Source organism: Gammaproteobacteria bacterium (genome assembly GCA_022450155.1).
Taxonomy (GTDB): domain Bacteria; phylum Pseudomonadota; class Gammaproteobacteria; order Arenicellales; family UBA868; genus REDSEA-S09-B13.
This window is the reverse complement of sequence record JAKUQR010000005.1, coordinates 21883-35772: the sequence shown is the minus strand read 5'-3', so window position 1 is coordinate 35772 and position 13890 is coordinate 21883. Positions and strand designations below refer to the sequence as shown.

Below are 13890 nucleotides of genomic sequence, written 5' to 3'. Positions count from 1 at the left end.
AATGAACAATCTGGATAAACCAGCTTTCAACCTGATACTCATTGATCTATGACTGACGACAAAGAAATCGTAGACCTGCGTGGCAAGATTGATCAGATCGATGACAGTTTACTGGCGCTGATTAATGAACGCGCTCGCAAAGCCATGAAGGTAGGCAACAAAAAGCCTGGTCAGAAAGCCGATATCGTTTATCGACCAGAGCGGGAAGCGCAGATTCTTCAACGCCTTCAGCAGGCTAATAGCGGGCCGTTGGAGTCGGTAGTGGTCGAACGCCTGTTTCGGGAGATTATTTCAGCCTGTCGCGCTATTGAGGCAAAGCCTTCGATCGCGACACTTGGTCCGGATGGCACATTTTCGGAACTCGCAACCCGGAAGCAATTCGGCGCTGAAATCAATCTGGAGCTGACATCGAGCATTGAAGAGGTATTTCGCCTGGTCGAAGCCGAGCACTGTGACATTGGCGTCGTCCCCGTTGAGAACTCAGCAGAAGGCGGTATACATCTGACGCTGGACAGGCTGTTGACGACCTCTCTTAAGATCTGTGGCGAGATTGATCTAAGAATAAAGCACTGCCTCATCGGTTCTGCTGAGAGTGCTTCTCCAATCAGGGTGCTGGCCCATCAGCAGGCCCTGGCGCAGTGTCGCCAATGGCTAGACGTTAATCTCCCGTCGATAGAGCGGGTCGCTTGTGCGAGCAATTCAGATGCGGTTCGTCAGATCCTCGACGATCCGACCAGCGTAGCGATAGCCTCTGAGGAGGCCGCAGAGGCTTATGGGTTGCAGGTATTACACGCGGATATCGAAGACCAACCAGGGAACACAACCAGGTTCCTTGTGCTCGGTCGTCATACAGTCCAAGCTTCAGGACAAGACAAAACCAGTTTGGTGATGAGCGCTCAGGAAAGGCCAGGCGCACTTCACACGCTGCTCGCTCCACTTTCAGAGCACAATATCAATATGACCCGCGTAGAATCCCGACCCTCCAGAACAGGACTGTGGGAATACATGTTTTTCATCGATCTAGAGGGTCATGTACAGGATGCCAACGTCGATAGCGCATTGTCACAGATAAAAAGGAATGCGGCGATGTTTAAGATCTTGGGTTCCTATCCGAGGAGCGTCTGAACAGGATGGTGTTCAATGCCGAGGATCTGTCCGTCGACGGGGTACGGGCACTCCAACCCTACCAGCCCGGCAAGTCGGTTAAAGAACTAGAACGTGAGCTTGGTTTGTCCAACATAGTCAAACTCGCATCCAACGAAAATCCAAGAACTTCGAGTGACGTCATTGCGAAGGCACTGGCACAACAAGAGTCAGATACCAGCCGGTACCCTGATGGTTCTGGTTGGGTACTTAAAACCAGGCTTTCCGAGTTACTCGGGGTATCTACAGACCAACTGACACTCGGTAATGGATCCAACGATGTCCTCGAACTCCTGGTGCGCGCGTTCGTCGGTCCAGGCCAGGGAGTTGTTGTGTCTGAACATTCGTTTGCTGTTTACAGCCTGGCTGCATCCGCGGTTGGGGCTGATTTAAAAATTGCCCCAGCGAGATCGTGGGGCCATGATCTGGAGGCAATGCTATCTCTAGTTGATCGAAATACGCGAGTGGTCTTTATCGCAAATCCCAATAATCCAACGGGCACCTGGGTCGAATCTGAAGCCCTGCTTTCTTTTCTCGATCGTGTCCCGGAAACAACCATAGTAGTGGTTGACGAGGCCTATTATGAATATTGCGAGGGTCCTGAGTTCCCTAATGCAATAGACTTTTTGGAAGAGTACCCGTTTCTGGTTTCGACCAGGACATTTTCTAAGATTTATGGACTGGCCGGAATGCGGGTTGGTTATAGCGTATCATCGACTGCCATAGCCGACCTGCTAAATCGGGTGCGACAACCGTTCAACGTCAACAGTTTTGGTCTTGCGGCGGCGCGACTTGCGCTGGATGATGCTGTGTTTCTTGCTGAGAGTCGACGTCTCAATACACAAGGTAGAGCCAGGATCTATGCCGGCTTTTCCGAGCTTGGCCTTGAGTATATTCCCTCCGCAGGCAACTTTATTTGTGTCAACGTAGCGCGTCCGGCTATTTCGGTCTATGAAACGATGTTAAAGCAAGGTGTGATCGTGCGCCCCGTTGCAAACTATGGCCTACCGAACCATCTGAGAGTAACGGTCGGACTGCCAGACGAAAATGAAACGATGATCAGTGCGATATCGGTCGCGCTGACGTCGTAGACCCGCACGACCAGTGTATTTACTGTCCTGATTGAGCATGTAGTTGATCCATCATCTTACCATTATCGGTGTCGGCTTGATCGGCGGATCTTTAGCCAAGGCGCTCCGTTTTGAAAATGCCGTGGGACATATTACGGGGTTCGGCCGTACAGAGAGCTCCCTTCAACGAGCACAGGCGCTCGGGGTCGTAGACAGTTGGTCACTGGATTTAGGTACGGCAGTTGAACAGGCAGAAGTGGTCGTTATTGCTTCACCCGTAAATGCGATTTCATCGACTTTCCAAAAACTCAAGTCGTGTCTGGGAGACAATGCGATTGTTACCGACGCCGGTAGCGTAAAAGGGCCTATTGTTGATGCGGCAGTGAGTGGGCTTGGCGACAAGATCGTTAATTTTGTACCCGGCCATCCGATTGCGGGCAAAGAACAAAGCGGAGTAGATGCAGCCTCAGCGACCCTGTTTAAGGGCCATCGAACCATACTTACACCGATAGCTAACACGGGTACAGAGGCTATATCGACGGTAAAAGATATGTGGGAGACAATCGGCGCTGAGGTTGTTTTTATGGAGCCTTCCGTCCACGATGAGCTGTTGGCGTTGACCAGCCATCTTCCACACGCTTTGGCATTTATTTTAGTAGACCTGTTGTCCAGGCAAACAAATCCGGAAGATAGTTTCGATCTATCTGCAGGTGGATTCTACGATATTACTCGAATCGCATCGGGCGACCCTGTGATGTGGCGGGACATATTTTTAAGCAATCAACAAGCGGTATTGCAGCGGCTGACAGAATTTTCGACTGCTATAGCCAATTTGGCCGAGTTGATAAACGACTGTGACTCACATGGGCTAGAGCAAATGTTTAAGCACTCAAATGAGGTACGCAGACAGATCAAGGATAGGCGCTCGTAGCCGCTTCCTGAGTGCTGAACATGAAGTCGTTCATCATCAACGGTCAAGGTGTATTGAGAGGGTCATTCTTTGTGCCGGGTGATAAATCGATCAGTCACCGAGCAGTAATCCTCGGTGCGATTGCTCAAGGACGCACGACGATTAAGGGACTGTTAGAAAGCGAGGATGTTTCTGCGACTGTCAACGCGTTTCGTCACATGGGAGTCAAGATCGATCAGCGGGAAGGGGGTGGAATGGTCATCGACGGCGTCGGCCTATACGGACTGAGGGATCCGGGGCAGCCGTTGAATATGGGGAACTCTGGTACCGCGATGCGTCTGATGGCGGGTGTTTTGGCTGGACAATCTTTCCCAGTGACGTTGATTGGAGATGACTCTCTCAGTCAGCGACCCATGGCTCGAGTTGTTGAACCGCTGCGTGCCCTGGGTGCCGATATTACTACCCAGAGCAATGGCTATCCGCCGATTCAAATACAACCGGTTGAACAACTCGAGGGTGTTAATTATGTAATGCCAGTCGCCAGCGCGCAGGTAAAGTCGGCGTTCCTTCTGGCGGCTCTATGTGCTGATGGAACCAGCCAGATAAAAGAACCGGAACAAACACGAGACCATACGGAGCGGATGTTAACAGGTTTTGGGCATACTATTTCCCAACAGGGTGACTGGCTTAGAGTGATTGGTGGAAAGGAGTTGGCAGGAACGAAGCTGGTGGTACCAGGGGATTTGTCATCTGCTGCATTTTTTATAGTCGGTGCGGCAATCGCAACTGGATCTGAGATTATTCTAAGGAATGTAGGTGTTAACCCGACGCGAACAGGCGTGATTGAAATTCTTCAACAAATGGGGGCCAGTATCGATTGTCTCAACAGAAAGACGGTATGTGGTGAACCTACAGCGGACCTGATGGTTCGTTCCACACCGCTAAGAGGTGTTGGGATTGGAACGCATCAGGTAGCCCGGGCGATTGACGAGTTTCCTATCTTATCGATTGCTGCTGCTTGTGCCCATGGAAAAACAACACTGCATGGAGCAGAAGAACTCAGGGTTAAAGAAAGTGATCGGATTCGATCGATAGTTACTGGATTAAGCGAACTGGGGGTCTCGGCAGAAGAGAAAGCCGATGGTTACTCAGTAACAGGAGGGCAGATATTGCCGGGCGAAGTAGATAGCCGGTCGGATCATCGTATCGCAATGGCATTCGCGATTGCTGGGTTGGTTGTATCCGGTTCGATCTGTGTCAAAGACACTGAAAATGTAGGAACGTCATTTCCAGGATTCGTCGAACTGGCGTCATCGATAGGGATGCTTATACAAGAACAAAGCGGGCCTGATCGTGGTTGAGGTACCAGTCTTGGCTCTGGATGGGCCAGGGGGAAGTGGTAAAGGGACAGTTGCCAGCCGGATTGCTATTCTTCGAAACTGGCGGATCCTCGATAGCGGCGCACTTTATCGAGCGTTCGCTTTCAGCGCCCATCAGTTGGAAGTGTCGCCCGATGATCTGCCGGGCATCCAGCGGGTTCTTGCGGAAAATGATTTTGATTTTGTCGTTGAAGAGACCGGAGAGGTCGGTATCTTTGTCAATGGGAAAGATGTCACAACAGTTGTACGAGGGCCCGATGCCGGCTTGCTGGCCTCCACTTACGCGTCACAGCAGATGGTTCGAGAATGTTTGATATCCAGACAGCGGTTTGAACGACAGGCCCCAGGTTTGGTCGCAGATGGCAGGGATATGGGGACCGTGGTGTTTCCAGATGCGACACTCAAAGTGTTTCTGACAGCGACACTCAAAATCAGGGCACAAAGGCGCTATAAACAGTTGTTGGAAAAGGGTTTTAGTGCTACCCTAGCCGGCGTTGAAAATGAAGTTTCAGCTCGCGACCAGAAGGACAGCACGCGAGCAGTTTCGCCTTTGGTACCCGCGAACGATGCTGTCGTTCTCGATACAACCGAAATTGGAATTGATCAAGTCGTTAAAAAAGTTGATGATCTACTTACAGCCAGACTCGTCCAGGGTGGTAATGGATAAAACACTTGTGCCGCGGAAATTTAGTGGCTACGTTTTGTAGTTAGATCAGTAACACTCTAATAGATCATGAATGTTTATTCGAATTGAAACGTACGGTCGAATCGCAGATCTGGTGCACCCTCGCAATGACCGGGGCTCCAGTTAAATACTAACCATTAACTCGTCGGAAAGATTGGGCGAAAGCCTGGAATTCACACACTATGTCAGAAACCTTTGCAGAACTATTGGAAGAGAGCTTAAACAGCTCTGAAATGAAGCCTGGTGCAGTAATTGAGGCTGAAGTTGTCGATATCAACGGTGATTACGTCATTGTTAATGCAGGCCTCAAGTCGGAGTCTGAAATCCCTGTGTCTCAGTTTAGGGATTCTGAAGGTGCAGTCCAAGTCAACATCGGTGATCGGGTTGAAGTCGCTATCGAAACAGTCGAGGATGGCTATGGAAATACGCGCTTGTCTCGAGAGCGTGCACGAAGAGCGAAATCGTGGGAAGTTTTGGAGAGTGCTTTCGCCGAGCAATCAATCGTAACGGGGATTTTGACTGGAAAAGTCAAGGGCGGGTTTACGGTCTCTATCGACGAAGTAAGGGCTTTCTTGCCTGGTTCACTGGTGGATGTCAGACCAGTGACAGATACCTTGTTCCTAGAGAACAAACAACTTGAGTTTAAGGTGATAAAACTGGATCGGGTCAGGAACAACGTAGTTGTTTCGCGCCGGGCAGTCGTGGAAAAAGAGATGGAGGTCGAACGTGCTGAACTGCTCCAGAACCTTGAAGAAGGTCAGGTAGTCAAAGGCATGGTGAAGAATCTGACGGATTATGGTGCGTTTGTTAATTTGGGCGGGTTAGATGGACTTTTGCACATCACCGATATTGCCTGGAAGCGGGTCAAACACCCATCAGATGTCTTGGAGGTGGGGCAAGAATTGGATGTCCGGGTGCTGAAATTCGATCGGGAGAGGAACCGGGTTTCGTTGGGACTGAAGCAACTCGGCGAAGATCCCTGGTCGGATATAGCGCGGCGTTATCCTGCAAATACCCGAATTTTCGGGAAGATTACAAATCTTACGGACTACGGTGTTTTTGTTGAATTGGAAGAAGGTGTCGAGGGCTTGGTTCATGTGTCTGAAATGGACTGGACGAACAAAAACGTTCATCCCAGCAAAGTATGTCACTTGGGGGATGAAGTTGAAGTCATGGTGCTCGAGATCGACTCTGAACGGCGGCGGATATCGTTGGGAATTAAACAGTGTACGTCCAATCCATGGGAAGAGTTTGCGGCCACTCACAATAGAAATGACCGCATAACGGGTCAGATCAGATCTATTACTGACTTTGGCGTGTTCATAGGTCTAGCTGGTGGCATAGACGGCCTGATTCACCTTAGTGATCTGTCGTGGGACCGGTCTGGTGAAGACATCGCCAGGGAATTTAAAAAGGGCGACGAGGTAACTGCAGTTGTTCTGTCAGTAGACCCTGATCGGGAACGCATATCCCTTGGCATTAAGCAGGCTGAAGACGATCCGTTTAGTGCTTATGTTTCGGCCAATCCCAAAGGGTCGGTAGTGAAAGGCGTCGTTGGCACCATCGACGAAAAAGGTGCGGTAATACACTTGGAAGATGGCGTTGAAGGTTATCTTCGGGCAGCTGAATTGTCGCGGGATTTTGTTGGGGATGCGCGTAACGCATTGCAGCAGGGTGCCGAAGTCGAAGCACGAATTACCAGCATTGAACGAAAGAGTCGACGTATTACACTGTCTGTAAAAGCGCTGGAGATGGAGATAGAAGGGAAGGCAATAGAGGAGTACTCGGCCAGACCTTCAACTACAATCTCGCTAGGGGATAAGCTGATAGAAGAGTTGTCTAAGAGGGAAAGCTGAACTTTGATCAATATTGACTAGGAACCGAAACGATGCGGTTGACTGGGTTGTGTCGATGACTAAATCTGACTTTATTGAACGACTTATGGCGGGGCAGCTTCATTTGCCAGCGCGCGATATAGAAACTTCTGTCAACGCCGTACTTGAGCACATGAGCAACTCCTTGGTCGATGGAGATCGTATTGAAATACGGGGATTCGGGAGCATCGGACTAAGATATAGGGCGCCTCGCATCGGTCGGAATCCAAAGACTGGGGAATCAGTATCAGTACCGGGAAAGTATGTTCCACACTTCAAGCCCGGTCGATTGTTAAGAGAGCGGGTCAACAAAACCAAGACAGATGTCGAAACTTCTACCAGGTGATCAGAGCGTATGCGGATCAGCTACAGGTAAAGCCGGTAACGCGTTAGGTGGCGGACCCAGCAGTCGCAGAGCGAAATGAAGGTCGTATTCTATGCGTTGACTTCGATTGTGCTGTTTCTCTTTGTATTTACTTTCATGGCACAGAATTCGCATGATATTCAAGTTCACTACTATTTTGGAATGGTCTGGAACGGGCCCGTCGCAATACTTTTACTGCTTACTCTTGGTATGGGTATCCTGTTTGGTGTATTCACGAGCAGCTTGATTCTTCTAAGTCTGAAAATACGTCTCGTAAGAACAGCGAGAAAGCTGCGGGCTTTGCAGTCAAACGCTCTAGCGGCACAAGAAAAATTAACAAGGATGAGTAGTTAGTAAAATGGATCCAGTCTGGCTCCTTCTGCTTTTGCCATTGGCGGCCGCTTCTGGCTGGTATGCTGCCTCGAGAGGACGTCGCTCCACACGCAGCGTAGGCGCGGACATACCTCAGGCGTATTTTAAAAGCCTTAACTTGCTCTTGAATGAACAACAGGACAAGGCTCTGGATGTGTTGATAAGCGCTCTGGAGACGCACGAGGAAACAGTTGAGATCCAGCTTGCGCTCGGAAACCTGTTTAGACGTCGAGGAGAGATAGAAAGGGCGACCCAACTTCACCAGAATCTGATTGCGAGAAGCGGCCTAGATCCTGAACAGCGTCTTCATGCTCTGTATGAACTAGGTCAGGATTATTACAAGGCAGGACTGTTCGACAGAGCAGAAAGTTTGCTGCTTGAGGTGGCAGAGGCTGCTCAATATTCGGAATCAGCCTACCGTCTGTTATTGCAACTCTATGAGCAGGAGAAGGAATGGGAAAACGCCATAGATGCCGCGAGGAGGCTCTCCTTGGCCAGTGGCGAAGACTTAGATGGCCTACTTGCGCAATATAACTGCGAGCTTGCAGAGGAGCGAATGACTGCAGGGTTCTATCAAGAATGTGCGGGGTTTATCCATCAGGCGCTGACTTTAGAACAAGAGTGTACGCGAGCGTTGATGCAGTCCGGGAGGCTCAGGGCGATCAAGAATGAGCACGTAACTGCAATCCGAGAGTGGACGAGGATAGTTAACCGGCATCCTGAAATGCTGACTGATGTTATCGGCTTGGTACGACAGAGTTACCAGAGTCTAGGACGCCTGGCTGACTACCGCAATTTTCTGGAACGATGCCTCGAGCATAACAATGACTTTCGATTGGTGATGACATTAGTCGATTTTCTTGTAGAATCCGGACAGCCTGAGCAGGCCCGTAGTCGTTTGCTGAACTGGATGCGTAACACTCACTCTTTAAACTCATTAACTGACCTCATCGAGTCGGCCGACTCTGGCAATCGTGGACTTCGTTCAGATCGCAGTCTGGATTTTTTGATCGATCTGGTTTCAGTCCTTTTTGGAACAGCGAGAAGCTATGAATGCCGTAATTGTGGCTTCAAAGGAAAATCGATGCACTGGCAGTGCCCGGGATGCAGAAAATGGAACAGCACTGGACCCGCGAAGATAACACCACACCTACAGGAAAGATAAATTAGTTGCAAGTGACGTATGCCCATTGAACGTCAATTGAGTGCTTGGCGATACTCGTAACCGCTGCAAGGATGCAGTGAAATCTTTCGTACAATTCTACAAGGAGCGTAGGTGATGAAACTAAAAAACTATTTCTTTATCATGTTAGTGGGTATGCTGTGGTCGACGGGTGCTATGGCCGGTACAGTCAACATTAATTCGGCTGATGTCGCTGAGCTCGTCGACAGCATTCACGGAATCGGGCCCAGGCTTGCCCAGGCGATCGTGAATTATCGGAGCCAATACGGCGATTTCGATTCAATCGACGACCTCATGGGCGTTAGTGGAATCGGCATAGCGATCATTAACGCTAACCAAGGCGTGATTGTCGTTAAGGATGTGCCGCTGCAAACACAGGTCGATGATTCATCTGACTGATAAAATAGCGCCGCGGTGGAAAGGGTGCCTGCAGGCACCCTTTCTTTTAGTTAACCACAATGCCTGGAGCACGCAATGAAGGTGTCAGTTATAGGGGTGGGGTATGTCGGTCTCGTCAGTGGCGCTTGTCTGGCCGATGTCGGTAATCACGTCACATGTGTAGATATCGATGAAAACAAAATCAAGGATTTATCAGATGGAAAGCTTCCTATTCATGAAGCCGGTCTGGAGCAAGTCGTTGCTACCAACCTACTTGTAAAGAGACTGGGTTTTACCAGTAGCGTTGAGCGCGGCATCCGTGGGGCAGAGGTAATTTTCATTGCCGTAGGCACGCCTCAAATGGAGGACGGGTCTGCAGATCTTGGCCACGTACTTACTGCCGCCCGGTCGATCGCTCAATGGCTCGAGGATTACTCGGTGGTGGTTGTGAAGTCGACTGTGCCGGTGGGTTCATGTGATGCAGTGCGTGACGAAATAGACGGCGTACTCGCGCAACGCAACTGTTCGGTGGAGTTCGATGTAGTCTCGAATCCTGAATTTCTTAAAGAAGGGGCTGCGGTTTCAGATTTTCTCAAACCAGATCGAATCATTATTGGCTCAGACAGTCTCAGGGCCAAAGAGAAGATGGACCGCCTGTATTCGCCGTTCAATCGCAGTAATAATCGTATGCTGTTTATGGATGTCCGCTCTGCCGAATTAACCAAGTATGCTGCCAACGCGATGCTGGCTACAAAAATATCATTCATAAATGAAATAGCGAACTTGTCTGATCGGGTTGGCGCAGATATCGAGTCGGTAAGGCAGGGCATAGGCTCGGACCCGAGAATTGGTTATGACTTCATCTATCCTGGATGTGGATACGGGGGCTCTTGTTTCCCCAAAGATGTGCGTGCACTTTACCAGATTGGTAAGGCTCACCAATACGACAGTCGCCTGCTCAGGGCAGTTGATGAAGTCAACACCGCCCAAAAACGAGTTCTGGTTGAGAAAATATTACGCTTCTATGGGGATGATATCCAAGGACTGCATTTCGCATTGTGGGGTCTTGCATTTAAGCCGGATACAAACGATATGCGGGAGGCACCAAGTCAATCGGTCATTGAACAACTTCAGTCAAATGGATCTACGGTTTGCGCCTATGATCCAATATGCATTGCCCGTGCCCAAGAGATTTTCCGAGACAACCCAACAGTCACCTTTTCCGCTGACCCTTACAGCGCACTGAACGATGCAGATGGACTGATCATAGTGACCGAATGGAAAGAATTTAGGAGTGTGGACTTCACCGAAGTCAAGAACCGAATGAAGGGCGCTGTTATATTTGATGGTCGAAATATTTATGATCCGAAGGTGCTAAATGAAACTGGGCTCACCTACTGTGGGATTGGCCGCGGTGATCGCATATAAAGCCACTAATTGATCGATCCTGAGTGCATGAATGAATCGTTGACAACACTGATAGACTCACACCGTATTCTCGTTGTTGGGGACATCATGCTGGACCGTTACTGGTCTGGGTCCGTCACAAGAATATCTCCTGAAGCACCCGTGCCGGTCGTCTCGGTTGATTCAGTGACTGAGTGCGTCGGTGGGGCGGGTAACGTCGCTGCCAACATCAGGAGTATAGGCGCTCAGTGCTGCCTACTCTCGATAGTCGGTGACGATGCGAGTGGCAGATTGCTGAACAGTCTACTGGCAGAGTCAGGCGTCGACAGGCACTTGCACATTGACACCGAAAATCGGACTACCGAAAAACTTAGAGTTGTATCGCAAAATCAGCAGTTGATCCGAGTTGATTTTGAGGGAGCGCCTAGTGTGAGTCTCACTGAGTGTGTTTTGGATGATTACGAGAGGTTACTGGCAGGTGTGTCTGTTGTGGTTGTTTCAGACTATGGGAAGGGAGGCCTTTCAAATGTTCCTCAGATCGTAAGTCTCGCACGTAGACATGAAATTCCTGTTGTGGTTGACCCCAAAGGGGCTGATTTTTCGGACTATTGTGACGCCTCCATTGTCACGCCGAATACAATGGAATTTGTTCGGTGCGTCGGAGACTGCCAGACGACCGAGGAATTCAACAAAAAAGCTTATTCGCTGGTCGAAAAGCTCTCACTTCAAGGACTTCTCGTCACCCGTGGATCAGAGGGCATGACGCTGTTTACTGAAGATGGGGAATGTATCCACCAGTCTTCTAATGTTAGACAAGTCTACGATGTCAGTGGCGCGGGCGATACGGTAGTGGCCGCTATTGCAGTATTCCTGGCCTGCGGTATGAGCTGGAACGAAATTTTGAAATATGCGGATACTGCTGCGGGTATTGCAGTCGGTAAATTCGGTACTGCTACGGTGACGCTGCCCGAAATTCTTTCTCAGTTGGAAAGAGAAACGATGTAATGTACATCGTTACAGGCGGTGCAGGATTTATCGGGGCGAATATTGTTGCTGGCCTCAATGACAGAGGCCTAAACAACATTATTGTCGTGGATGATCTTGAAGATTCTGCCAAGGTTTCGAATATTGTTGACCTCGAGTTTGTTGATTACCTGGACAAAACACAGTTTCTTAAAGACCTGATCAATAATGGGCTGCCTCAACAGACCCGCATTGTTTTTCACCAAGGCGCGTGTTCGGATACGATGGTAACGGACGGCCATTTCATGATGGAAAACAATTTCTCTTATTCAAAGCACTTGTACGAAGCTTGTCGCAGTAACTCTGTGCCCTTTGTCTATGCTTCCTCAGCTTCGGTATATGGAGAATCCAGGGTGTTTGAGGAAGTCAGCGACTATGAAAAACCATTGAACGTCTATGCGCTCTCTAAGTTAATCTTTGACCGCTATGTTCGAGTCCGAGAAGAGTCTCGCACTAGCCAGGTTGTGGGCCTGCGCTATTTTAATGTGTATGGTGCGAGAGAACAGCATAAAGCTCATATGGCGTCTGTTGCGTTTCAATTGTTCCATCAATATCAGACGACCGGCCAGGTGCGATTGTTTGCGGCATCGGGTGGGTACGGCGATGGTGAGCAGCGCAGAGATTTTGTGTCAGTTGAAGACGTTGTTCGAGCCAACCTGTTTTGCTTGGACTATCCTGATTTCAGCGGTATTTTTAACCTGGGAACTGGTGTCAGTCGCAGCTTTAACGATATGGCTCTGGCAGTTGTTAATAGCTGTCGGGCGCTATCGGAAAACAAGCCTCTGTCGTTGGGAGAATCCCAGATTCAGAAGATTATTGGCTACTTTGATATGCCCGCCACCCTGGCAGGCAAGTACCAAGACTATACCCAGGCAGATGTCGGCAGGTTGCGCTCGGCGGGTTATGACAGGGAATTTACAACGCTAGAGTCAGGTGTACGCCGTTATGTTGACTGGCTTATGCAGCACATGCAATCCAATTCTCCGAAGTCCAAACGGCCAGAACCAAACTGATGAGCACTACGCTTGGACCCGAATCAGGTACGATCATTGTGACCGGTGGAGCCGGCTTTATAGGCTCAGCAGTCGTTCGAGAACTGCTGGCCAGTACAGAGTGTCGGGTGGTCAACGTCGACTGTTTGACCTATGCCGGGAACCTGGAGACTCTCGATGATATTGCTGGGTCCAAACGTTACGTTTTTGAACAGGCGAATATATGCGATGCGGATTCAGTGCGGCGACTTTTCCACAAGCACAACCCAACTGGGGTTATACATCTTGCCGCAGAATCCCATGTTGATCGATCGATCGATTCTGCGGGCGATTTTGTTCAAACAAATATAATAGGCACCTATACACTGCTGGAAGCCGTCAGGACCCATCAGCTTAAACAAGGAAAACCCGATGGATCTGGCTGTCGCTTCCTGCATGTTTCAACAGATGAAGTTTTCGGATCTTTAGGTGCAGACGGCATTTTTTCCGAACTATCTCCCTATGAGCCGAATTCACCGTATTCTGCGAGCAAAGCCAGCGCCGATCATCTGGTCAGGGCGTGGGGCGAAACCTACGGCCTGAACGTGTCGATATCAAACTGTTCGAATAACTATGGGCCGTATCAATTCCCCGAAAAACTTATTCCGGTTGTGATTGAGAAAGCTATGGCTTTTCAACCCATTCCTGTTTACGGCGCAGGGGAGAATATCCGAGACTGGTTATACGTCGATGATCACGCGCGAGCACTAAAGAAAATTCTGTTCGAAGGAAGGACCGGAAGACGCTATAACATTGGTGGCAACTGTGAGAAAAGCAACATTGATGTGGTCAAAGCGATATGTAGTATCCTGGATGAACTTAAACCGCTAGAAACACTGCCCAACCGGGAGAGCCTCATTCAGTTTGTTGAAGACCGCCCTGGTCATGATTTTCGATATGCGATAGATAGTCGTCGTCTGCAGGAGGAACTGGGGTGGTCAATTCGAGAAACTTTTGTCACCGGACTTCGCAAGACCGTTGAGTGGTATCTGTCGACGCGCGGGCTGGACTGGGTCCAAATAGTTCGCACAGATTCTTGCCGCAGCGAGCGACGAGGGCTGGGAGTCTAAG

At 49.7% G+C, this 13890-nt stretch carries 13 protein-coding genes; all 13 read left to right on the top strand.

Annotation, left to right across the window (positions count from 1 at the left end):
• Window positions 1-48: 48 nt before the first annotated feature.
• The 13 genes from pheA (at window position 49) to rfbB (ending at window position 13889) form a co-directional block, all read left to right on the top strand.
• A complete protein-coding gene (gene pheA / locus MK323_03920; protein MCH2481306.1) occupies window positions 49-1125 on the top strand; it encodes a prephenate dehydratase in 1077 nt (358 codons plus the stop codon).
• A 5-nt stretch (window positions 1126-1130) separates the two neighbouring features.
• A complete protein-coding gene (gene hisC / locus MK323_03915; GenBank protein MCH2481305.1) occupies window positions 1131-2234 on the top strand; it encodes a histidinol-phosphate transaminase in 1104 nt (367 codons plus the stop codon).
• 43 nt (window positions 2235-2277) lie between these two features.
• Window positions 2278-3144, top strand: coding sequence for a prephenate dehydrogenase/arogenate dehydrogenase family protein (locus MK323_03910; protein ID MCH2481304.1), 867 nt, complete (start codon window positions 2278-2280; stop codon window positions 3142-3144).
• A gap of 20 nt (window positions 3145-3164) precedes the next feature.
• On the top strand, window positions 3165-4484 hold the full coding sequence (aroA, locus tag MK323_03905; protein MCH2481303.1) for a 3-phosphoshikimate 1-carboxyvinyltransferase: 1320 nt from the start codon (window positions 3165-3167) through the stop codon (window positions 4482-4484).
• Window positions 4474-5169: a (d)CMP kinase gene (gene cmk / locus MK323_03900; GenBank protein MCH2481302.1), complete on the top strand. Its 696-nt coding sequence runs from the start codon at window positions 4474-4476 to the stop codon at window positions 5167-5169. The genes aroA and cmk overlap by 11 nt, the downstream gene beginning before the upstream one ends.
• Before the next feature lie 200 nt (window positions 5170-5369).
• Window positions 5370-7043, top strand: a complete 1674-nt coding sequence (rpsA, locus tag MK323_03895) for a 30S ribosomal protein S1 (GenBank protein ID MCH2481301.1) — start codon at window positions 5370-5372, stop codon at window positions 7041-7043.
• A 55-nt stretch (window positions 7044-7098) separates the two neighbouring features.
• The gene (locus tag MK323_03890) at window positions 7099-7407 is read left to right on the top strand and encodes an integration host factor subunit beta (protein MCH2481300.1); all 309 of its coding nucleotides are present in this window, start codon (window positions 7099-7101) and stop codon (window positions 7405-7407) included.
• 376 nt (window positions 7408-7783) lie between these two features.
• Window positions 7784-8962 carry a lipopolysaccharide assembly protein LapB gene (lapB, locus tag MK323_03885; GenBank protein ID MCH2481299.1) on the top strand — a complete coding sequence of 393 codons (1179 nt, stop codon included), beginning with the start codon at window positions 7784-7786 and terminating at the stop codon, window positions 8960-8962.
• Window positions 8963-9076: 114 nt separating this feature from the next.
• The gene (locus MK323_03880) at window positions 9077-9379 is read left to right on the top strand and encodes a helix-hairpin-helix domain-containing protein (GenBank protein MCH2481298.1); all 303 of its coding nucleotides are present in this window, start codon (window positions 9077-9079) and stop codon (window positions 9377-9379) included.
• A 75-nt stretch (window positions 9380-9454) separates the two neighbouring features.
• Complete coding sequence (locus tag MK323_03875) at window positions 9455-10786, top strand: UDP-glucose/GDP-mannose dehydrogenase family protein (protein MCH2481297.1); 1332 nt, start codon at window positions 9455-9457, stop codon at window positions 10784-10786.
• 27 nt (window positions 10787-10813) lie between these two features.
• Window positions 10814-11770 (top strand): D-glycero-beta-D-manno-heptose-7-phosphate kinase, encoded by a 957-nt coding sequence (rfaE1, locus tag MK323_03870; protein MCH2481296.1) that lies wholly within the window; start codon window positions 10814-10816, stop codon window positions 11768-11770.
• Window positions 11770-12801 carry an ADP-glyceromanno-heptose 6-epimerase gene (gene rfaD / locus MK323_03865; GenBank protein ID MCH2481295.1) on the top strand — a complete coding sequence of 344 codons (1032 nt, stop codon included), beginning with the start codon at window positions 11770-11772 and terminating at the stop codon, window positions 12799-12801. Before rfaE1 ends, rfaD begins: the two co-directional genes overlap by 1 nt.
• Window positions 12801-13889 (top strand): dTDP-glucose 4,6-dehydratase, encoded by a 1089-nt coding sequence (gene rfbB, locus MK323_03860; protein ID MCH2481294.1) that lies wholly within the window; start codon window positions 12801-12803, stop codon window positions 13887-13889. The genes rfaD and rfbB overlap by 1 nt, the downstream gene beginning before the upstream one ends.
• Window position 13890: the final 1 nt, after the last annotated feature.